The sequence below is a fragment of the Thioalkalivibrio sp. ALE23 genome (genome assembly GCF_000378545.1).
Taxonomy (GTDB): Bacteria; Pseudomonadota; Gammaproteobacteria; order Ectothiorhodospirales; family Ectothiorhodospiraceae; genus Thioalkalivibrio.
The window spans coordinates 310638-333064 of the sequence record NZ_KB900032.1 but is presented as its reverse complement, the minus strand read 5'-3'; the positions used below and the strand labels follow the sequence as shown (position 1 = coordinate 333064).

At 69.7% G+C, this 22427-nt stretch carries 15 protein-coding genes and 1 tRNA gene; 4 read left to right on the top strand and 12 right to left on the bottom strand.

Features of this window, described 5'->3' with window-relative positions:
• Window positions 1-82 precede the first annotated feature (82 nt).
• From rpoD to F573_RS0105255, 4 genes are all read left to right on the top strand, one after another.
• Window positions 83-1966 carry an RNA polymerase sigma factor RpoD gene (gene rpoD / locus F573_RS0105270; RefSeq protein ID WP_019021726.1) on the top strand — a complete coding sequence of 628 codons (1884 nt, stop codon included), beginning with the start codon at window positions 83-85 and terminating at the stop codon, window positions 1964-1966.
• Window positions 1967-2087: 121 nt separating this feature from the next.
• Window positions 2088-2164 (top strand) — tRNA-Ile (locus F573_RS0105265).
• Window positions 2165-2209: 45 nt separating this feature from the next.
• Window positions 2210-3550, top strand: coding sequence for a nuclear transport factor 2 family protein (locus F573_RS0105260; RefSeq protein WP_019021725.1), 1341 nt, complete (start codon window positions 2210-2212; stop codon window positions 3548-3550).
• 24 nt (window positions 3551-3574) lie between these two features.
• Window positions 3575-3760 (top strand): hypothetical protein, encoded by a 186-nt coding sequence (locus F573_RS0105255; protein WP_019021724.1) that lies wholly within the window; start codon window positions 3575-3577, stop codon window positions 3758-3760.
• Window positions 3761-3819: 59 nt separating this feature from the next.
• Here F573_RS0105255 and F573_RS0105250 read toward each other — a convergent pair whose 3' ends face one another.
• The 12 genes from F573_RS0105250 to F573_RS0105195 all read right to left on the bottom strand — a co-directional run bounded on the left by F573_RS0105250 (window position 3820) and on the right by F573_RS0105195 (window position 22342).
• Window positions 3820-7056 (bottom strand): DEAD/DEAH box helicase, encoded by a 3237-nt coding sequence (locus tag F573_RS0105250; protein ID WP_231384390.1) that lies wholly within the window; start codon window positions 7054-7056, stop codon window positions 3820-3822.
• Between the two features lie 68 nt (window positions 7057-7124).
• Window positions 7125-7391: a type II toxin-antitoxin system RelE/ParE family toxin gene (locus tag F573_RS0105245; RefSeq protein WP_019021722.1), complete on the bottom strand. Its 267-nt coding sequence runs from the start codon at window positions 7389-7391 to the stop codon at window positions 7125-7127.
• The gene (locus tag F573_RS0105240) at window positions 7375-7620 is read right to left on the bottom strand and encodes a DUF6290 family protein (protein ID WP_026300806.1); all 246 of its coding nucleotides are present in this window, start codon (window positions 7618-7620) and stop codon (window positions 7375-7377) included. Before F573_RS0105240 ends, F573_RS0105245 begins: the two co-directional genes overlap by 17 nt.
• A gap of 163 nt (window positions 7621-7783) precedes the next feature.
• Window positions 7784-8485 (bottom strand): hypothetical protein, encoded by a 702-nt coding sequence (locus F573_RS0105235; RefSeq protein ID WP_019021720.1) that lies wholly within the window; start codon window positions 8483-8485, stop codon window positions 7784-7786.
• A 19-nt stretch (window positions 8486-8504) separates the two neighbouring features.
• Window positions 8505-10640, bottom strand: a complete 2136-nt coding sequence (locus tag F573_RS0105230) for an adenosylcobalamin-dependent ribonucleoside-diphosphate reductase (RefSeq protein ID WP_051075369.1) — start codon at window positions 10638-10640, stop codon at window positions 8505-8507.
• Between the two features lie 172 nt (window positions 10641-10812).
• On the bottom strand, window positions 10813-11232 hold the full coding sequence (locus tag F573_RS0105225; RefSeq protein WP_019021718.1) for a hypothetical protein: 420 nt from the start codon (window positions 11230-11232) through the stop codon (window positions 10813-10815).
• Between the two features lie 124 nt (window positions 11233-11356).
• Window positions 11357-11695, bottom strand: coding sequence for a nucleotidyltransferase family protein (locus F573_RS0105220; RefSeq protein ID WP_019021717.1), 339 nt, complete (start codon window positions 11693-11695; stop codon window positions 11357-11359).
• On the bottom strand, window positions 11692-12111 hold the full coding sequence (locus F573_RS0105215; protein WP_019021716.1) for a nucleotidyltransferase substrate binding protein: 420 nt from the start codon (window positions 12109-12111) through the stop codon (window positions 11692-11694). Before F573_RS0105215 ends, F573_RS0105220 begins: the two co-directional genes overlap by 4 nt.
• Before the next feature lie 61 nt (window positions 12112-12172).
• Window positions 12173-14236: an exodeoxyribonuclease V subunit alpha gene (recD, locus tag F573_RS0105210; RefSeq protein WP_019021715.1), complete on the bottom strand. Its 2064-nt coding sequence runs from the start codon at window positions 14234-14236 to the stop codon at window positions 12173-12175.
• Window positions 14233-18021 (bottom strand): exodeoxyribonuclease V subunit beta, encoded by a 3789-nt coding sequence (recB, locus tag F573_RS0105205; RefSeq protein WP_019021714.1) that lies wholly within the window; start codon window positions 18019-18021, stop codon window positions 14233-14235. Before recB ends, recD begins: the two co-directional genes overlap by 4 nt.
• Window positions 18018-21578: an exodeoxyribonuclease V subunit gamma gene (gene recC, locus F573_RS0105200; RefSeq protein ID WP_019021713.1), complete on the bottom strand. Its 3561-nt coding sequence runs from the start codon at window positions 21576-21578 to the stop codon at window positions 18018-18020. The genes recB and recC overlap by 4 nt, the downstream gene beginning before the upstream one ends.
• Window positions 21579-21652: 74 nt before the next feature.
• A complete protein-coding gene (locus F573_RS0105195) occupies window positions 21653-22342 on the bottom strand; it encodes a 2OG-Fe(II) oxygenase (RefSeq protein ID WP_018869286.1) in 690 nt (229 codons plus the stop codon).
• Window positions 22343-22427: the final 85 nt, after the last annotated feature.

The following is a 22427-nucleotide window of genomic DNA, read 5'->3' as shown; positions in this document are numbered from 1 at the left end:
GGCGAGCAATATAAGAAACTTCTGCTATAATGCAGGGTTCACTTTTCGAAGCCGAACGACGAACCTCGGAGATCAGATCGCGATGAACCGTGAAGAGCAGCAATCCCAGCTCAAGGAACTCATTGCCAAGGGCAAGGAGCAGGGATACCTCACGTATACCGAGGTGAACGACCACCTGCCCGAAACCATCATCGACTCCGACCAGGTCGAAGACATCATCGCGATGATCAACGACATGGGCATCGAAGTCCACGAACAGGCGCCCGATGCCGACAGCCTGCTGCTGTCCGACGGCTCGGTGTCCGCCGACGAGGACGCCGAGGACGCGGTCGCCGCACTGGCCTCCGCCGACAGCGACTTCGGCCGCACCACCGATCCCGTGCGCATGTACATGCGCGAGATGGGCACCGTGGAACTGCTCACCCGCGAGGGCGAGATCCGCATCGCCAAACGTATCGAAGAAGGCCTGATGCAGGTCCTGTTCGCGCTGGCCCACCATCCCGGCGCGATCGACAAGCTCATCAAGGATTACGACCAGATCGTCGAGAACGGCAGCCGCCTGACCGACCTGGTGGTGTCCTTCATCGAACCCGACGGCACCAATGGCGAGGCCGTCGCCCGTGGCCTGGCCGAAGAGGTCGACGTCAAGGAGCAGCCTCAGCCGAAGAAGGAAGAGGCCGCCTCGCCCGAACTGGACGCCATCTCCGAAGCCGTGGACGAAGCCGACGAAGAAGCCGGCGAACCGGTGGACAGCGGGCCCGACCCCGAAGAGGCCCGCCAGCGCTTCGAAAAACTGCGCGAACTGCACGCCCGCGCCCACGCCGCCTTCGAGGCCGGCGACATGGAGGCCTACGCCACTGCGCGCGAGCAGACCGCGAAGTACTTCATGGAGTTCAAGCTGGTGCCGCGCGTGGTCGACCAGCTGACCCAGGAACTGCACGACACCATCGACCGGATCCGCAAGCACGAACGCCGGATCATGGACATGGCCGTGAACCAGGCGCACATGCCGCGCAAGACCTTCATCGACGGCTTCCCGCGCAACGAGACCAACCTCAACTGGATCCGCGAGATCCAGAAGGAAGGCAAGGGCAAGTACGTCAGCGCGCTGGGTGACTTCGAGGAAGACATCGTGCGCACGCAGAAAAAGCTGGCCGAGATCGAACGCGAGGCCAGCCTCAGCATCTCCGAGATCAAGGAGATCAACCGCCGCATGTCCATCGGCGAGGCCAAGGCGCGCCGCGCCAAGAAGGAGATGGTCGAGGCCAACCTGCGCCTGGTGATCTCCATCGCCAAGAAGTACACCAACCGCGGCCTGCAGTTCCTCGACCTGATCCAGGAAGGCAACATCGGCCTGATGAAGGCGGTGGACAAGTTCGAATACCGTCGCGGCTACAAGTTCTCGACCTACGCCACCTGGTGGATCCGTCAGGCCATCACCCGCTCCATCGCGGACCAGGCCCGGACCATCCGTATCCCGGTGCACATGATCGAGACCATCAACAAGCTCAACCGCGTCTCCCGCCAGATGCTGCAGGAGATGGGCCGCGAGGCCACGCCGGAAGAACTGGCCGAGCGCATGGAGATGCCCGAGGACAAGATCCGCAAGGTGATGAAGATCTCCAAGGAACCGATCTCCATGGAGACCCCGATCGGCGACGACGAAGACTCGCACCTGGGCGACTTCATCGAGGACGAAAAGGTCGCCTCGCCGACCGAATCCGCCGCCCAGGAAAGCCTCACCGAAGCCACCCGCGAGATCCTGTCCACGCTGACCCCGCGCGAGGCCAAGGTCCTGCGCATGCGCTTCGGCATCGACATGAACACCGACCACACCCTCGAGGAAGTCGGCAAGCAGTTCGACGTCACCCGCGAGCGCATCCGTCAGATCGAGGCCAAGGCCCTGCGCAAGCTGCGCCACCCGACCCGCGCGGAACTGCTGCGCACCTACATGGACGCCGAATAACCGGTGTCCCCGCCCGTCCCGCAGACGGGCCAGCCCTCCACGATGCGGCGCCCTGCCCCCTCGGGGTAGAATGGCGCCGCAGTCGTTTGCGGCCCCGCGCCGCAGACCCACCCGAGCACCCGGGCCTGTAGCTCAGTTGGTTAGAGCAGAGGACTCATAATCCTTTGGTCGTCGGTTCGAGTCCGACCGGGCCCACCACTCGCTTGCGCGCCTGCCCGCCTGCCTGCCATTGAGGATCTTCCGATGCCCAGAACCGTTGCCCCGCCGCTCAAAAGCTGCCGTCACGCCCTCTCGACGCTTGCCCTTTGCGCCACGACCGTCTGGGCCGCCCCGGCCCTGGCCGGGGACGACCCGGTCGCCTTTTTCGAGGAATACTGGGGGACGAAGGTCGACTTCAGCGACCGGGACGCGCTCGAGCGCTTCTACAGCGCCGAGGCCCTGAGCGAACTGGAGGGATTCACCGACGGCGAAAAGGCGATGCTCAAGGAGCTGGGCGCCCAGCTGGAGCTGTTCAAGACCTCCACCGAGATCGCCGGGATCGATGTCATCGACGCGGACGACGATCAGGCGCGGATCGAGGCCGACCTTCGCGTCACCGACGAGGACGCGCGCCGGGAGATGGCCTCCGGGCTCGACGCCGATATCCGGCTGACCCGCCAGGACGGGGAGTGGCGCATCAACGAAGAGCACTTCCACATGCGGAGTCCGGAACGCCGTGGCGCGGGTGACCTGGAATGCCCCGAGGACGCGGTGGTGGGCAACCCGGACGCCCCGAACCACCTCACCGTCACCGATGGCGGCCGGAGCTGGGAACTCCGCTTTGAAAAGGCCTCGCTGGTCGCCACGGAGACCCGCCCCCGCCTGGACCTGGCACAAATCGACACCACCCCGTGGCGGCTGGTCTTGCCGCACCTCAACCTCGACGAGTCGGAACAGGAAGTCCGGATCAGCGTGCCCACATCCGCCGAACCGCATTGTTTCGATCTGCCGGAGGGGATGCGTGGACCGGACGGAGACATCGTTGGCCGCATGGTGTTCGATGAGCCCCCGGCTCAGGGGCAGACCGAGTACAGCGCCCGCATCGAGATCCCCGCCGACCAGGGGGACTTCGGGGTGCGGGGTACCGTCAAGCGGGGCCTGCTGGTCGAGCCCACTCCGGGCGCAGTCGAAGAAGGGTCGCACTACATCGACGACGGCGAAGAACTGGGGGTCGCACGAGGCCTGTTCTTCCACCGCCCTGCGGACAATGCGGTCCATGTCAATGGCATATATTCCCGGGGCAGTGGCCGCGGCTGGGGTAGTTTCCGCACGAGCGTGGTTCAATTCGACGGCGAACCCGGGGTCTACACCAGCACCCAGCGCAGGCATTTTGACGGCGAATTCCAGGATGTAACCGAGATCACCCTGGTGCACGCCTTCTCGGAAGACCGGGTGGAGATGGAACGCCGACGGTTGCCCGCAAACGAAATGCCGGATGGCGAACCGAGCCTTGAGGAGGCCGGCGATCTGGGCGAGGCTCACTGGTACATGGTCACGGATCAGCTGATGACCGACCCGGAACTCGAGCGCGTCAGCACCCCCTGACGCCACCGCCGGAGGTACGAAACCATGATGCGACTGATCTTCACCCTGCTGCGCATGCGCCGTCTGATGCGGCTCTACCGCATGTTTGCCGGCGGCGGCCGGAACCGATCCCGGCGGCAGCACCAGCCCCGGGAATCCGGCTCGCAGGACAAGCCGCATCGGGGTACTCCGGGCACACGCAACCGTGATCCGGACGATCACCAGCAATGACCGGGTCCTGACAACCCCGCGCCCCGGGGCAAGCCCGGGGCCCTTCTCGAAACGGGTGCTCAGTCGCCCGTGAGCAGCTCCTGCAGGGTTTCCGCGTCCAGCGGTGGCTGGTCGTCATCCTGCCCCTTGCGGCCATACACGTGGTCGGCCAGATGCTGCTTGCGCTCCTGCAGGCTCAGGATCTTCTCCTCCACCGTTCCTTCGGTCACCAGCTTGTACACGAACACCGGTTTGTCCTGGCCGATGCGGTGCGCGCGGTCCGTCGCCTGAGCCTCCACCGCGGGATTCCACCAGGGATCGTAGTGGATGACCGTGTCCGCCTCGGTGAGATTGAGCCCTACCCCGCCCGCCTTGAGGCTCACCAGGAACACACTGGCCTGCCCGGAGCGGAAACGCTCGATCGCCTCATCGCGCTTGCGCGTCTGCCCGGTCAGCTTGCTGTAGGCGATTCCGCGTTCCTCCAGCGCGTGCTGGATCAGACCCAGCATCCGGGTGAACTGCGAAAACAGCAGGATCCGGCGCCCTTCATCCAGGAGTTCCGGCAGGATCTCCAGCAGCAGCTCCAGCTTGGCCGAAGGGATACCCCGGGTATCGTGCCCGCCGCTCTGCACCAGTCGCGGGTCGCAGCACACCTGCCGCAGCTTCAGCAGGGCATCGAGGATGGTAATGTGACTGCGCGCCAGCCCCTTGCGGGCCACCGCATCGCGAACTTTCTTCTCCATCGTCAGACGGATGCTCTCGTACAGGGTTCCCTGCCGGCTCCCCATGCGCGTCGTCCGCAGCAGCTCCGTGCGGGGCGGCAGTTCTTCGGCCACCCGGTCCTTGGTGCGGCGCAGCATAAACGGAGCCACGCGGCGACCGAGCCGACCCATGCGCTCCTGATCGCCCTCCTCCTCGATCGGCTTGCGGTACTGCTGACGAAAACGTTTCTGATCCCCCAGAAACCCCGGCAGCAGAAAATCGAACTGCGCCCACAGTTCGCCCAGGTGGTTTTCCATGGGCGTCCCCGTCAGACACAGCCGATGCCGCACCTCCAGGCTGCGCACCACCTGCGAGGCCCGCGCCCGCGGGTTCTTGATCTGCTGCGCCTCGTCCAGAATCAGGCAGTGCCACGGCTGCGCCTCCACCACCGGATGATCCCGTGCCAGCAAGGGATAGGTGCTCAGCACCAGATCGAACTCGGTCAGCCGCTCGAAGTACTGCTTGCGCTGCGGCCCCTGCAGCACCAGCACCTTCAGCTGCGGCGCAAACTGCTCCGCCTCGCGCTGCCAGTTGCTCATCAGGCTGGTGGGCGCAATGATCAGGCTGGGCCGGTCCATGCGGCCGGCTTCCTTCTCCGCCGTCAGGTGCGCCAGGGTCTGTACCGTCTTGCCCAGACCCATGTCGTCGGCCAGCACGCCGGACAGGTCATACTCGCGCAGGAACTGCATCCAGTTCAGGCCCTGCTGCTGGTAACCGCGCAGCTCCCCGTGAAAACCCGACGGCAGATCCACCGACCGAATGCCCTCGAAATCCTTCAGGCGCTGTGCCAGACGGTACAGCGCCTCGACACCGCCACCGCGGACCGGGGTGTCTCCCATCTCCAGCAGGCGCGGCGCATCCAGCCGCGACAGCGCGAGCCGCTCGCCGGCGTCGTCCACCTCCCGGTCGAACAGCTCGAACACCGTCTGCAGCACCGGACGCAGCCGGTCTCCCGGCACCGCCACGTAATGGCCCCCGCCGGTATCCAGATAGAGCGTCTCCGGCAACTCGTCATCGGGCGTGTATTCTTCCAGCAGATCCGTCAGCAGCGGCAGCAGCGGGACCGATCGCCCGTCGACCTCCAGGTCAAAACGCAGGTCGAACCAGTCCATGCCGGAGGGCTCCACCTCGGCCCCGATCCGGTCCGCATGCTCCAGCGTCGGCAGCTCTTCCGTCCCTTCAACGATCTCCCATCCCCGCTCGCGCAGCCCCGGCAGCACCTGCTCCTGAAACTCGAACCACCGCCGCACGGCCGCCGACGACAACAGCCCGTCTGCGGGATCATCCCCCGCCAGGCGGAAATGCCCCGGCCGCCCCTCAACGGACTGCAGCAGCCCCGAAGCCTCCAGCGTGGCCCGCGCCGCAGCCTCCTCCTCCGCATCCCGCGCGATACGCAAGACCCGGTCTTCCTCCTCCAGCACCGGAACCGTCGATTCATCTCCGGGCTCCAGGACGGCATCGTCATAACGGAAGCCCAGCCCCGCTGCGGCCGACTCCGGGCGGCCCGAATCAAACAGCAGTACCAGCCGCGGAACCGGCGCCAGCGTGCATTCCTCCACCGCCACCGGAACGGGCGTGGGCAGGCCCGCATCCTGCAGCACCAGGCGCCGGCTCACCGCAGCGGCCGAATCGGCCGGCACCGGCGGCGCGGACTCCAGATTGGCCAGATGCTCCCGATCCAGCCCCGGCGGCAATTGCAGCACACCCGCCTGCTCCGATGCCGGATCCACATACACCGGCGGGTCCAGGTCGGGGAACATCTCCAGCTCCGGACTGGCCACGCGCAGGAAATACCAGTCCCCCTGCGCGACCCACTCCAGCTCCAGATCCCGCACGGGCCCCGGCTGCAACGGCCCCTGCCGATCCTCGCCCCAATAGCAGCGCCCCGTCTCCAGCATCGCCAGCAGGGCCGTCGCACCGGCGCGCCCCCGGGGTTTCGGCTCATCCCACAAGTCCCACGCGCACGCCATCAACAACCGGCCGATCTCCTGATCGTCCGCCGACGCCCAGCTCGAACGGCCACCCACCGGCATCGCCAGCGACTGCGCCTTGACCCGACGCCCGACTCCCCATTTCCCGTCCTTGCGCCGACGCGAAACCACCAGCGACACGTCCAGCTGCCCTGAATCCAGTGGATGGGGCTGCAGCACATACTGCAGCTGCTCCCCGGAAGCGGGCGCCGGAGCCGGTTCTGCCTGCGAACCGCGCGCCAGCCACGTCCCGAAACCCTCCCCCGCGGCGCCCGCCGACCACCGTTCTTCCTGTGCGCGCCAGGCCAGCACGGCCGCGACCACGTGCTTGCAGTTGAAGCCAACGGGGCAGTCACAGTGCCCCACGACGCGCGGCCCCTCATCAAACAAAACCATGACGTGCTGATCGTACATACGCCGGCCGCTGCCGCGGCACCGGCCGTACAGATGCACCTCGTCCGATCCGGTCTCTTCCACGGACCGCAGCTGCACCCGCCCCGACTCGAAATATTCGACACCGCGCCGAAAGCTGCCCGAATCGAATTGGCTCGCCAGTTCCCGCACACTGTCCCCAAACGTAGACATTGATGAACTCCGCCAGAACCGATGGTGATGGCAGTCAGGCGCATGACATTCACGGGTGGAAGCCCGGGTCAGTCGTAAACCTCTCTCCGATGACCAATCCGCACCACCAGCACGACAAGCAACTCGTCGCGCAGCTCGCAGACCACCCGGTAATCGCCGACCCGATAGCGCCATAGCTCGGAAAACCGCCCCTTGAGGGGCTTGCCGAGCGTTCTCGGGTCGTGCATGTGGGCGACACGCCGTTCCAGATAATGGCGGATGCGCTTTCGCGCCTGCTGATCGAGTTTCTGCACCTCCTTTTGAGCGGAACGTGCGTACTCAATCCTCCACGTCACGCCAGAACTCCTCGGAGCCGATCACCTCTTCCTCCCCGCTTCGGACACGTTCCAGCGTCTGCTCGGCGAGATAGATGTCCTCCAGATCCTCCAGGTGTTCCTCGATGGCCTCGCGGATGTAATAAGTGGTCGTGCGGCCCGTCTTTTCGGCCAGCACTTTCAAGCGTGCATACGTCTCTTTCGGGAGCCGAACGGCCGTTTGCCGAGTATCTTCTGTGCGTATGCCCATGGCCCATACTCCTTCGGGATGCGTGCATACCAATATACATTCCCCGATCGCACCATGGAACTGCCCCGGCAGCCGGACCCTACGGTCAGCTTGCGATACCCCTGACTTTCCGGACCTGCCCCCACGGAACCAGGCGCACCCGGGCAAACGCCGAAGTATTTCCCTAGCACTTCGAGTAACCACAGTCGCGGCAGGTGAGGCAGCCGTCGATGAGGACCCGTTCGCCGCCGCACTGCGGACACGGGCCCATCCCGGAGGGCACGGGCAGGGACGGTTCCGCCCGGTGTGCGCCGGTGGCCCCCGGGGATCCGTCTCGGTAGAGGGCGGCAAGCTCGCGCAGCGGGCGGGGGTGGCCCTCCGGGTCGAGGAAGCCGCGGCGCTGGAGGATACGCTGCAGGGCGTGGGCGATGGCAGCGACCTCGGAGGGGTGGTACAGCGGCTTGCCGTATTCGTTGGTGCCGCAACGCACCGGACCGCGATCCCAGGTCACCTTGCGCAGGTCGCGCAGGGCGCGGGCGGCGTAGCCACCACGAGCCGCCAGCGACAGGCTGCGCATGGTGGCGGAGATCCACTGGTAGGATTCGGAGTGCTGGCCGGTGGGCAGGAAGAACTCGATCGGGCGCTCGATGGTCACCGTCTCGCCGCCCACCGTGCCGGAAACGGCCACGAAGCTGACCACCAGGTAGACCGTCTGCGGCCCTTCCTGGGTCCAGTAGCGGACTTTCTCGGTGACCGACTCGAGCTCGCCCTCGGGGCGCGACGGGATGCGCTTGCCGACCGGGTCGTCGTCGCCAGCCGGCGCCGACTCGCCCTGCGGAATATCCGAGCGGCGAAACGCGATGATGGGCTGATCGATCCGGTGCATGGTTTTCTCCGCAACGCCGTTACAGGTCGTCGTAGTAGCCCTCGTCCAGCGCGGCATAAAGGTTGGCGGCGGTGTGGACCTGGCCTTGGTATTCCACCTCTTCGTCGCCCCGCAGGGTCACCTCCTGCCCGTCTGCGAGCGTAAAGGTATACCAGGTGCTGCGCAGGCGCTCGGGGTCCATCAGCACGCCCATCTGCGCCTGCGGATTGGGCCGGTAGGTGGTGCACCCCTTGAGCCCCGCACGCCAGGCCTGCAGGTAGACTTCCTGGAACGCCTCGAACGGGATATCGCTCGGGACATTGAGCGTCCTGGAGATGGCCGAATCCACCCACGGCTGCGCGGCCGCCTGCATACGGATGTTGGCGTCCACACCGATCCGGTCGGCGGTGATGGCGCTGGCGGGGAGATCCCCCGGCCCCGCCTCGGCATCAACCAGGGCGCGATAGGCAAGCAGCTCGTACGAGTAGCAGTCGACGGCCTCGCGGGTACGCCGTCCGGGGCGGCGGATGTTGCGCGTGGTGTGATGGAGGAAGGTCGGCTCGATCCCGTTGCTGGCGTTGTTGGCCACCGAGAAACTGATGGTCCCGGTGGGTGCGATCGAGGTGGCGTGGGTAAAGCGCGCGCCCTCCTTCGCCAGCGCGTCGACCAGCTCCGGGTCCTCCCCGGCGATGCGCTGCATGTATTCGCTGAAACGGGCGTGCAGTTCGCGCCCCTTCAGCACGTCCCCGACGCGGTAGCCGGCCTCGGCCAGCGCCGGCTGACGCCGGAGCATGTCCGCGGTCAGCGTGAAATCCTCGTCCATGACCGGCGCCGGACCCTTCTCCCGCGCCAGCGCCAGCCCGGCCCGCCAGCTCTCCAGCGCGAGCCGTCGACAGACCTCTGCGGTGAAGGCGGCGGCCGACTCGGAGCCGTAGGTCTCGCCCAGCATCGCCAGGGCCGAACCGAGCCCGAGGATGCCCATGCCGTGGCGTCGCTTGCGCAGCATCTCCGCGCGCTGCGCCTCGAGCGGCAGCCCGGAGATATCCGCGACGTTGTCGAGCATGCGCGTGAACACGCCCACCACGCGCTCGAAGTGTTCCCAGTCGAACGCGGCGGAGTCGGTAAACGGCGCGGAGACGAACCGCGTCAGGTTCACCGACCCCAGCAGACAGGCCCCGTCCGGCGGCAGCGGCTCCTCGCCGCAGGGGTTGGTCGCGCGGATCACCTCGTCAAACCAGGCGTTGTTCTGGCGGTTCACCTGGTCGATCAGGATGACGCCGGGCTCGCCGACGTCGTAGGTGCTGCGCATCAGGGTCTGCCACAGCTCGCGGGCGCGCACGCGGCGGTAGATGCGGCAGGCGACCCGACCCCGTTCGTCGATACGGTAATCATCCTCGATCACCGGCCAGTCGCGATAGACGATGTCGGATGCGGCCACCCGGCCCTGCTCCACGGGCAGCAGCGGGAAGGCCAGGATCCATTCGTCGTCGCACTCGACCGCCTCGAGGAAGGCGTCGCGCACCAGCACCGAGAGATTGAACTGGGTCAACCGCCCCTTGCGGCGCTTGGCCAGGATGAAGCGCTCGATGTCCGGGTGTCCGATGTCCAGCGTCGCCATCTGCGCCCCGCGGCGCCCGCCGGCCGCCCCGATGGTCTTGCAGGTCTGGTCGAAGATCTGCATGAACGCCACCGGCCCGTTGGTCGGAGCCCCCAGCCCGGCCACCGGCGCCCCCTTCGGCCGCAGGGTACTGAAGTCATAACCGATGCCCGCTCCTGCCTTCAGTGTCAGGCCGGCGGCGGTATTGGCATCGAGGATGGCCTGCAGGGAGTCGTGGATCGTGCGCGAGACGGTGCAGTTGATCAGCGTGGTGCGCGACTGGCGATCTTCAGCGCCGGCATTGGCGAGGATGCGCCCGGCCGGCACGGCACCATGCGCCAGCGCCCAGCGGAACTCGCGCTCGACCTCGGCGCGTTTCTCCGGCGCCTCCACCCCGGCCAGGGCACGGGCCACGCGGTCGAACATCGCCTCCACCGAGGCGTCCACCGGCTCGTCATCCGCATTGTGCAGCTGGTAACGCTCGGCCCAGATCGAAGCCGACGAGGGCTGCAGCGGCACGTCGGGCGACGTGTCTCCCGGGAACCGGACACTGCCTTGCGATTGTCGGCCCTTGCCCATGCTGACCTGCCACCATGCATCCACTGCGGGGGGCGCCCCCCGTGTTCCATCATGGGCGCCCGTGTCCGGCGCCGCAACATGGCCGCCGCCGGTGGCTGCCGGAGCTCCTGGAATGCAACAGTAGCAGGTTCGTCCTTGTGCAAGCGGCCCGGAACCGTCCCGGCCGCTGCGTTCAGTCCCCCTGCGCGCTGATCACGCCCCGCTGGAGGTCGATGGTGATCCGCTTGCCTTCGATGACCGTGGCACAGGCCAGCAGGAAGATCTCCACGAACTCGTTGCGCTCTTCCTCCGGCATCTCGGTGGAGGCATTGAAGGTGCCGAACATGGTGTCGTGGGCCCCGGCCGTGTAGAGGATCAGCCGCTGCATGGCGTCCTGGTCGTCCGGCGATGGCGCGGCGGTGTCCAGGGTCGGCTCGCCCACCTTCTCCTTGATGGTGGAGTAGAGGTGGAACAGGTACTCCGCCGCGCTCTGGCGCCCCCGCCGGTCCTGCAGGGTGAAGTTGGCGGAGACCTCCTGGCCACTGCGGGCGCGCAGGACGATGTATTTCGACTCGGGCTGATCGTCGGCGTAGGGATTCAGGATATCGGCCACGGTGTCTCCGGATCGGGATGGGCGAACGAGCCCGGAGGGTACGAGACACCCCGGGAGATTTCCACGGCGGCCGCGCCCGCCGAGGGGTTATCCACCCCGATGCCCGGGCGATGTGCGGACAGCTTCACCCGGCGGGGATGTCCGAAGGACACAGCTCCACCGCCACCCGGCGGATGTGGCCGCGCAGGTCTTCTTCCTCGATCTGATGCCAGAGCGACAGATCCACCTTCCACGGCAACAACAGATCATCGATCTCGCCCTCGATCCGGAGGAGGTCGCGCACACCGAGACTATCCGCCTGCAAACACAGATCGATATCCGAGGCCTTGCGCCAGGTCCCCTTCGCGCGCGAGCCGTACAACCACACGCCGGTAATCTCCGGCCAGCCGGCGAACACCGCGCACAGGCGAGTGACGACATCGGCCGGCAACCCGGACTTCATGGCACTGGCCGCTGCCGTCATGCCCGCCCTTCCAGCTCGCCCATGCGCCTCGCGAACGCATCGAACAGCGCGTGATAGCGCCACACCACCTGCTCGGCGATCTCGCGGGCCACCTTCTCGTTATAGGCATGGGCCGTCAGATTCCGGCTGCGGATCATCTCCATCCAGCCTTCGCCATCTTCGACGAGCCCCTTCGCAAACGCCTCCCGGATCGCGTCGCGCGAGCCCGTGATCGCGGTGTTGCCCTGCCAGGCGAAATAATCCTTCATCACGTTCCAGGCCAGCTCATGATTGAACTCGAAGGCCTGGATCAACCCCTGGCGTTCCAGATCCGACAGCTCGCGCTGCTGCGCCAGACGCACGGCACTCTCCAGCTGCGCCAGGGCCCGCCGGAAATTCGCCAGGCGCTGTTTCCAGCGCACATCCAGATCCGCCATTACGACCTCCTTTCGCGTCGGGTCACACTCTATCTCGTCTCGCCCATCACGGCATTCACCGTCACGGACTGCTCTCGAGCCAGCGGTGCAGGCCGCCGCCGCGGCGGATGCGGCGGCCGGCGGCGGTTTCGAGGCGGCCGGGGCGGGGTTCCAGCAGGGTGAAGCGGCGGCTGGCACGGGTGATGGCGGTGTAGACCAGCTCGCGGGTCAGGATCGGGCTGTCGGTGTCCGGCAGGATCAGGGCCACGTGGTCGAACTCGGAGCCCTGCGCCTTGTGCACGGTCAGGGCGAAGGCGGACTCCACGCCCTCCAGGCGGTTGGGCGGGATCCAGCGCACCCGACCGTCGGTGGCGAGGAAGGCGACCCGCAGCACCCGCGACTCCGGCCCGGAGGAGGCTTCGTCGTCCTGCGGCCCGTCCGCGCCCGCGGCCAGCCAGCGCGGCACGGCCAGCGCGATGCCGATGTCGCCGTTGATCAGGCCCAGGGCGTAGTCGTTGCGGGTGACGATCACCGGCCGCCCCTCGACCCATGTGCCCTCGCCCGCCAGCAGCCCCCGCTCCCGCAGGGCCGCCGCGATGCGGCGGTTCAGCTGCTCCAGCCCCCGGGGGCCCCGACGCACCGCGCACAGCAGCTGGAAACGTCCGTGCGCCTGCAGCACCTCGCGTGCCCAGTCCTCCCATGCACCGCGCGCGGCCCCGCCGGACGGCCGCAGCCGCGCGAGGGCCTCGAGGTAATGGCGATACCCGGCGGCCTCGCGCTGCGGGTCGCCGTCCAGCACCCGCGCCAGCCAGCCACGCCCGTCGCCGGCCTCCAGGGTCAGCCGATCCACCGTGCCATCGGGCGTGGGCAGGCGCACCTCCCCGGCCCGGCCCTCGTTGACCGCGGTGGCCAGCTGGCCGATGCCGCTGTCGGCATCGAAGCGATGGCTGTGGCGCAGCATCACCACGTGCTGGTCCAGCGCCCGGCCGGCGCCGTCCTGCAGCGCGGCGGGGATCTCCGCGCCGGCATGTGCCTTCAGCCAGGCCACGGTCTCCGGGGTGTAATGGCCGTCGGATGCGCGGGCACAGAGTTCGCCCATCACCGCGCCGGCCTCCACCGACGCCAGCTGGTCGCGATCGCCCAGCAGGATCAGGCGCGCGTGGCGCGGCACCGCCTCCACCAGCGCGGCCATCAGTTCCAGATCGATCATCGACGCCTCGTCCACCACCAGCACGTCCACCGGCAGCGGATTCGCCGCGTCGTGGCGAAAACCGCGCGCCCCCGGACGCGCGCCCAGCAGGCGGTGCAGGGTCACCACCCCGGCGGGGATGCGGCTGCGCAGGCGCTCGCCGTCGGGCAGGGCCTCGAGGTTCAGGCGGTCCAGCGCCCCGCCCACCGACGCATTGAGCCGCGCGGCGGCCTTGCCGGTAGGCGCGGCCAGACGGATGCGCAAAGCCTCGCCGTCGCCCTGCAGGCCCTGCAGCAGCGCCAGCAGGCGCAGCACGGTGGTGGTCTTGCCGGTGCCGGGACCGCCGGTGATCACGCCGAAGCCGCTGCCGGCGGCCAGGGCACAGGCGATGCGCTGCCAGTCCGGGCCGTCCCCCGGTGCCGCGGCGGGGAACAGCCGGTCCAGCCATTGCCGGGTGCGGGCGGGATCCAGGGCCTCGCGCCAGGCGGGGGCATCTTCCAGCCGGGCGCGCACCGCCTTGCCCACCCGGCGCTCGGCCTCCCAGTAGCGGCGCAGATAGAGCTGCCCCCGGGCACGCACCAGCGGGCTGGCGCCCGGCGCGTCGTCGGCGCACAGCCGCGCGTCCGCCAGCGCGTGTTCCAGTTCCGCCCGGGTGGTTCCGCGCAGGGCCTCGGAGGGCAGCACCGCGGTGGCCGCCTCGCCCTCGGGCGGCAGCGCCAGGGTGCGGTCGGGGGCCTCCAGCAGCGCGTCCAGATCGAGACACACATGCCCGCGCCCGGCCTGATGACTGGCCAGCGCCGCCAGCAGCAGGGCCAGCGGATCCAGCTCCGGGAGTTCCTCGTGCAGCAGGCGCACCAGCGCGCGGTCCACGCCGCGCAGCCAGCCGGCCTGTTCCCATTCGGCCAGACGCGCGAGCACACCGGCGGCATCCGGCCGCGCCGCGGCGGGCGCGCTCATGCCCCGGCCTCCGTGGAGCGCACCGCCGGGCGATCCGGACCTTCGGCGAAGGCGCGGTCCAGCCACTCGATCAGCTCGCGCGGCGGGCGCTGATGGAACACGCCCCGCCCCGGCGCATCCACCCCGCGCAGGAACAGATAGACCCCGCCGCCCATATGGGTGTCGTAGTCGTAGCCGGGCAGGCGGGCCTTCAGCAGGCGATGCAGCGCCAGGGTGTAGAGCACCAGCTGCAGGTCGTAGCGGTGATCCAGCACCGCCGCGTTCAGCTGCGCCGTGGTGTAGGCCTCCGGCCCGGCACCCAGGCGGTTGGACTTGTAATCGGCCACGTAATAACGCTCTCCGTGCCGGAACACCAGATCGACGAAGCCCTTGAGCATCCCGTTGATCCACTTGCGCCCGGCCGGCGGGCGCGCCTCCCCGGGCAGGACATCACGGCGCACCGCCGCATCCAGGGTGTCGCTGTGCAGCCAGCGGGTCTCGAACAGGAACTCGAGCTCGGCCTGATAGCTGTCCAGCCCCGCCAGCGAGAATCCCGCAGCGCCGTCCAGCGGGAACTCGGCCGCCAGCAGCTGGTGCATCCAGGTCTGCAGCACCGGCACCCAGTCGTCCCAGCCGCGGGCACCACAGCGTCGCGCGACCTCGGCGTGCAGACGCGCGGGATCGCCGGCCACCCGCGCGAAGCCCTGTTCGCCGGCCCACTCCAGCAGGCCGTGCAGGAAGGTGCCGGGCTCCGGGCCGTGCGGGAAATCGTGGTGCCCGCCGGCCGGGGCCGTGGTCACCGCCCCGGACTCACCATCGCTGTCCGCGTCGATATGACGCCCACCGGCATCCTCGCGCAGGATGTCCTCCTCGGCGGTATCCGGGGCATCGGGGCCGGCATCGGCGGACGCGGCACTGTCGTCCGCCCCCGGCTCCTCGCGCCGTGCGATGGCGCTGTAGCTGGCCACCCACCAGGGCTCGCGCACCCGGCGCCGCGGGACCCGCGCGGGGCCGGTGGCGGGCGCGGCCTCGCCCGCGCGGCAGCGTTCGGCCGCCGGCGGCGGCAACGGCTCCACCCGCACATGGCCTTCGTCGTCGCGCAGTTCCTCCATGCGCGTGGCCAGTGCCGGCGGCTCCACCCCCTCCGGACCGAACAGCAGGTAGCCGACGGCCGTGCGGTGCAGATCGCTATCCTTGCGGTTGCCGTGGCGCACGGGCGCGATCGCCATCCAGCAGGCGTGGCGGGCGCGGGTCATGCCCACGTACAGCAGACGCAGATCTTCGGCGCGCTGCTCGCGCTGCTGGCGTTCCTTCGCCGCGTCGTCCATGTGAAACCGCCACTGCGGGGCCGCGCCCGGCGAGCGGTCCAGGAACGGTACGTCCTTGCTGGTCACCTCACGGAAACCGCAGACGAATGGCAGGAACACCAGCGGGTACTCCAGGCCCTTGGACTTGTGCAGGGTGACCACCTTGACCAGGTCCTCGTCGCTCTCCAGGCGCAGGATCTGCTCGTCGCCGGGCGCGAAATCCGCGTCGCGATGCTCGGCCAGGTGGCGGATCAGCGCCTGCTCGCCGTCCAGCTCGGCATCCGCCTCCTGCAGCAACTCGCTCAGATGCAGCAGGTTGGTCAGCGCGCGCTCGCCGCCCTCGTCCGCGAGCAGGGCGCGCGGCACGTCGAAATCGTGCAGCAGGGCGCGCAGCATCGGCAGCACCCCGCGCGCCTGCCACAGCCGACGATAGGCGCGGAACTGCTCCACCCGCGCCTCCCAGCGCAGCTCGTCCACCGTCAGCCGGTGCAGTTCCGCCAGCGGCAGTCCCAGGGTCGGCGTCGCCAGGGCCGCACGCAGCAGCCGCTCGCTGGTGGGCTCGGCACAGGCCCGCAGCCAGCGCAGCAGATCCCCGGCCTCGGCGGTGGTGTAGACCGAATCCCCGCCCGAGAGGTACACGCTACGCACGCCCCGCTCGCGCAGCGCGCGTTCGATCTCGGCGGCCTCCTTGCGATCGCGCACCAGCACGGCCATGTCGCGCGGGCGCAGGCGGCGGAAGCGGGCCTCGCCCGCGTCCCCGTCCTCGACGAAGCCGGTATGGCCGTCCTCGCCGCCGTTAAGCAGCTCCACCATGCGGCTGGCGCAGGCCGCCGCGGCACTCGCCCGCCAGTCGCGGATGCCCACCGGCTCGTCGCCGCCGGCCTGCCACAGGGTCAGCGCGGGCAGCGCGGTGCCGTGTTCCGTCAGGGTCTCGGAGCGGCCGCGGGCGGTGACCGGATGGAACGGGAGTTCCCCGCCCCCGAAGCCGAACGCGCCGTCGGGCCAGGCCTCGGCACGGGCGAACAGGTGGTTCACGCCGGCGACCAGGGATTCCACCGAGCGGAAATTCTTCGGCAGGGTGTAATGCCGCCCGGCGGTGGCGTGGCGGGCACGCAGGTAGCTGTGGATGTCGGCCCCGCGGAAGCGGTAGATCGCCTGCTTGGGGTCCCCGATCAGCAGCAGCCCGGTGGCGTCCGGATTCTCCTCGATGCGGTACACCTTGTCGAAGATCCGGTACTGGTCCGGATCGGTGTCCTGGAACTCGTCGATCAGGGCCACCGGGAAGCGCTCGCGCAGGGTACGCGCCAGGGCCTCGCCGTCGGGACCGTACAGGGCGTCGCGCAGGCGGGTGAGCAGGTCGCTGAAGCCGATCTGCGCGCGCTGCTGCTGGGCACGGCGAAAACGCCGGTCGATCGCGGCCGCCGCGGCCTTGAGCAGGCGCTCGCTCTCGTCGGCACAGACCTCGGTGTGGTCGTTCAGCGCGATGAACGCCAGATGCAGGTCGGCGGGCAGGGACTGGCCCTTCTTGCGAAACCCCTCCTGCGCCATGCCGGCCGCGCTCATGCGCTCCAGCAGCGGAGTGCTGCCGCCGATACGCGGCTGCAGCAGCCCCGGGGTGTCCGCCCATTCGCGCATCGCCTCCAGCAGCTGGTCGGGGTTCTTGTATCTGGTCCCGTTGAGCACGTCACGATGCAGCTGGCGGAACTGCGCCTCCACGGCCTCGCGGTCCTCGTTCCAGCGCTGCTTCATCGCGGCCAGCCGCTGCAGGCGATCGCCCAGCCAGGCATTCAGCCCGTCCGGGGTGGTCAGCGCCTCGGTGGCCGGCGGCAGCGGTTCCACCCGCCCCAGCAGCGCGCGCACCTTGCCCAGCAGGGCCTCGGGGTGGGCACCCCAGGCCCCGCGCAGCAAAAGCAGGGCATCGACGCTCTGCGGATACATGAAACTGCGCCAGAAGTCCCGCGCCGCCTCGGCCAGCAGTTCGCGCTGGTCGGCCGCCAGCTCCTGACGGAACGGGCTGCCGGAGGCGAAAGCGTGTTCGCGCAGCACCCGCTGGCACCAGGAGTGGATCGTGGATACCGCGGATTCGTCCATCCACTCGGCGGCCACCTCCAGGCGCCGCGCCGCGCCCGCGCGTTCGGCCGGGTCCGGCCAATGCGCGCGCAGATCGAGGTGGACGGGTTCGGCGCCGGCGACCTGCTCCGGGGCTTCGGCGCGGAACACCCGCGCGGCGGTGGCCAGGCCGTCGCGGATGCGCTCGCGCAGTTCCTGGGTCGCCGCCTCGGTGAAGGTCATCACCAGGATCTGCGGCGGCGTCAGCGCCCCGCAGCCCTCGGGCAGCGGGCCGTGTCCCAGCACCAGACGCAGGTACAGCGCGGCGATGGTGTAGGTCTTGCCGGTACCGGCGCTGGCCTCGATCAGCCGCGAGCCGTGCAGGGGCAACGCCAGCGGATCCAGCTCGCGCACGTCATCACGGGTGTCCGTCCCGGGCGCGTGGGTCATGCCGTCTCCTCCCCGGTGCTCAGGCTGTCGAACAGCGGGCGATACAGGCGCGTGCTCCAGTGCGCCATCGCCGGATCCGCCAGCAAGGCCTGCGGATCCGGCCAGGCGCGCGCCAGCGCCGGGCGCCGGGCCAGTTCGCCGGCCTCGTGGTAGCCGTCCCCTTCCAGCACGCGCAGCGCGGCCGCGTGCGCATCCCGGTCTTCATCCTCGGCCCGCAGCCAGGCCCCGGCCACCGCGGCCGCCAGCGGCAGCGGGCGTTCCAGCGCGGCGGCCCAGCCCTCCAGCAGGGTCTCCAGATGCGCGCGGGCGGTGGCCCGGTCGAGGGCCACGAAACGGCACTCGGTATCCAGGCCCACCAGACGGGTCTCGACATCGGCGCGCGCGGCGCAGGCGACCAGGTGACGCACCCAGGCGCCCGTCAGCTTGTCGATGCGCCAGGCCTTCTTGTCCTTCAGCCGGCTGACCGTGGATTCCAGCTGCAGGGCCGCCCCCTGCGGGGCGTCCTCCGGCGGGATCCGCAGCGCGGCCGGCAGGGCCTCCAGCTGCCAGCCGGCCGCCGCCACGCGCACCGCCGGCAGCGCCGAGGCCCGCCGCGGGAAGGCCTGCAAAGGTTCGGCGATGCGCTCAAGCAGTCGCTCGGCGTCCCCGATCAGTTCCGTGCGCTGCAGTTCGCCGGCCGCACCCAGCGGCAGGTGCCCGGCGCGCAGCAGGCGACGGGATTCCGCCTCCAGGGTCGGGCGACGCCGCTGCAGCCAGGCCTGCGCGTCCTCGTCCGCCTCGATCTCGCCGTCCTCCAGGGCCGTGGCCACCAGCCGCTGGCGCAGCTGCCAGCCCTCCAGCCCCGCCACGCCGAACGGCTCCAGGTCCTCGGTCGCGCCCGGGTCCTCATCGAAATGCACGCCCAGACGCTGGGCGAAGAACACCTCGACCGGGTCCTTCAACAGCCGCACCAGGGTCTCCGGCCCGAGCACGGCGTCCTCCGCCTCCGGTGCCGGGGGTGGCAGGGTTTCGTCCTCCGTCGGCGCGTCCGTTGGCGCAGCGCCCGCCGCCGGGGCGGCGTGCACCGCCTCCCATTCGGCGGCATAGGTGAAATGCCGCGCCGGCGCGGACGCCGGATCCGGATCCTCCGCGGGGAAGTTGACCGGCGCGAAGGGCTGCAGCGGGTGTTCGATGGTCAGCTGCTCCAGCAGGGGCGCCTCGCCCGCGGGCTGCCAGCCGGCCGCCAGATGGTCGCGCAGCTGGGCCACCAGCACCGACGGCTGACGCGGTTCGTTGTCGCGTACGCTGCGCCCCACCCAGCTGACATGCAGATGGTCGCGGGCGGACAGCAGGGCCTCGAGGAACAGGTAGCGGTCGTCCTCGCGCCGCGAACGGTCGCCGGGGCGGTAGTCGCGGGTCATCAGGTCGAAGTCGACCGGCGTCGGGCGCCGGGGGTAGTCGCCATCGTTCATCCCCAGCAGGCAGACCGCCCGGAACGGGATCGCGCGCATCGGCATCAGGGTGCCGAAGTTCACCGCCCCGGCGAGGAAGCGCTGCCCCACCCCGGCCTCCTCCTGGCTCGCCAGCCACTGCTCGCGCACCACGGTCAGCGGCAGGGCCTCGGTCAGGCCGGCGGCGTCACAGTCCTCGCGCCACTGCTCCAGGGCATCCTCCAGACGCCGCAGGCTCAGCAGCTCGTCCTCGTCCTCGCCCAGAAAGAAATCCTGCAACAGGCCGTGCAGGCAGGCGGCCCAGTCCTCCGGGCTCTGCGCGCGGCGCAGGGCCTCCCAGGCCTGCGAGAGCGCCTCGATCAGGTGGTCCAGCGGCCCCAGCAGCGTGGCCGCCAGTCCGCCGCTCTCGGCAAACGGTTCGATGGCCTGCCAGGCCTCGCCGTCGCCCACCGCGTAGCCCAGCAGCATGCGCCGCAGGCCGAAGCGCCAGGTGTTCTGCTCCAGCCCCCCGGGCAGGCCCAGGCCGGCGCGCTGGCGGGCATCCAGCCCCCAGCGCACGCCGGAGGCCTCGGCCCAGCGGTGCAGGGCCGCCAGATCGTCCTCGCCCAGACCGAAGCGCCGCCGCACCGCGGGCACGTCCAGCAGATCGAGCACCTCGCTCACGCCCATGCGGCTTTCCGGCAGGGCCAGCAGGCGTTCCAGCGCGATCAGCACCGGGTCGCGCCCGCGCGGCCCCTGATCGGCCAGGGTGTAGGGGATGTGCCCGGGCTCGTCGGGCCCGCGCTGGCCGAACACCGCGTCGATGTACGGGGCATACACGTTGATGTCCGGCACCATCACGATCACGTCGCGCGGGCGCAGCTCGGGATCGGCATCGAACAGTGCCAGCAGGCGGTCATGCAGGATCTCCACCTCGCGCAGCGGGCTGTGCGCGACATGGAAGCGTACCGAGGCATCGGCCGGATCCACCGGCGGCCAGGCCTCGCGGGTCTCGCCGAGCGGGCGCAGCGCGCGGATGTCCTCCTGCAGCTGGTGCAGCAGACAGGCCTCGCCGTGCGGCTCGAAGAAGTCGATACGCTCCCAGTCCAGCCCCTCCAGCACGTGGCGGCGGCGCGCCGGATCATCGTGCTCGTCGAGCAGGGCGATGTAGTCGCGCCCCTGGCGCCCCCAGGCGGCCAGCAGCGGATGGGCGTGGCTGTGCAGCGTGGTCTCGTCCAGCACCTCGGGCATGTCCGGGCGCCGCGCCTGACGCCGGCGGCGGGCGCGCAGCAGATCGCGGTCGGCCACGATGTCGGCCCAGTAGTGCTCGCAGGGGTTGTGCACGCAGACCAGGATCTGACACACACCCGCCAGCCCCTCCAGCGCCTCCAGGATCTGCCCCGGCATGGAGGAAATGCCGAACACGATCAGCCGCCTTGGCACCCCGGCGGGTCGCTGCTCGAGATCCGCCACCGCCCGCATGTAGCGCTCGTGCACCGCGGAGCGGCTGACCCACGCCTGTTCGTCGCCCACGTCGTCCAGCAGGGCCCGCCACAGCTCGGCCTGCCAGCGCTGTTCCGGGGCCAGTTCGGGCTCCTCGCCGCGCGCCCCGCGCAGCACGTCACGGCCGTCGGCCCAGTCCGCCAGCCAGTCGGCCCGGTATACCTGATACTGGTCGAACAGATCGGCCAGACGCTCGGCCAGCTGGTAACGCTTGCGCAGGTCGCCGCCCGCTTCCGGGCCGTCGTCACGCAGGAATTCGGCCAGCGGGGCAAAGGCCGGGCGCTGCAGCAGCGCCGGCAGCAGGCGCATCAGCCGCCACAGCAGCGGACGCTTGGCGAACGGGGATTCCAGCGGCACCGCCTCGGAACCCAGCACCGCGCGATAGGCGGACCAGATGAAGCGCGAGGGGAGCTGCATGTCCAGCGCCGCGGCGATCCCGCAGCCGGGCGGGTCCGCGTCCGGATCGGCCGCCAGCGCGTGCCGCAGCCATTGCGCCATGCCGTTGCTCTGCACCAGCACGGTCTCGTTCTCCAGCGGCGCCGGCGGCGCCCGCCGCACCCACTCGACCACCAGCGAGCGCAGCGACTCCAGGCGGTTGCCGTGCAGCACCACCATCCCTGGCTGCAGTTCCTCGCTTGCCTCCACGCCCGCTCCTGCCGCTGTCCGTCGTCGTGCCGGCTACCGTCGCAAAAGCCCGCCGGGGTGTCCAGCGAGGGGGCTTACGGCAGCCTGCGATCCAGGCTGTCCAGCGGGTTCGCGATGTCGCGCAGACCCATCCAGCAGGCGATGCTGGCACGCCAGCGGCGGGTGGGGAGCACGGCGTGGGGCATGCTCTGGCTGAGGAAGATCGCGAGGGTGCCGGCCTCGGGGCGCACGCGTTCCAGTTCGCGCGCTTCGTCGCCCTCGCCCTGCGGCGTGTAGAACGCCAGCTCACCACCGTCACGGGCGCGCCAGTGGCGGTTGAGATAGAGCACCAGCGACAGCCGCCGGCGGTTACCCTCGCGAAAGGCGTCCACGTGGCGAGCGTAACCCGTGCCGGGCGGATACAGCGCGAAGTGTGCCTCGGTCTCGAACAGCCCCGGGATCAGCCCGCGAGCGGCGACCCGACGCAGCTGATCCAGACGCTCCAGCAGTTCCCGCTGGGCCGGCGTCGCGCCTTCCAGCCAGTGGATGCGGTCACCGCGTTCGGCGGCATCGTGGCGGCGCTCGCGACCCCGCCCCACCCGTGCGGAGCGCAGGCGTGCGGCATTGCGCAGGGCGTACACCTCCTGGCGCAGGGCATCGGTCAGGCGGCCCTCGAGAAACCCGGGAAACACCGCCCGCCCGTCACGTGCAAGCGTGTCGAGCCAGCCGTCATCCGCCAGCGATGCTGCGGCGAGGGATTCCTCCCGGATGCCGTCCGGCGGCACGGGACGGGGCCCGGCGACCGTGCCGGATAATCGGTGCACCGCCGGGACCGGGGCGGCAGGGGGTATCGCGATGTCCGGGGTGCCG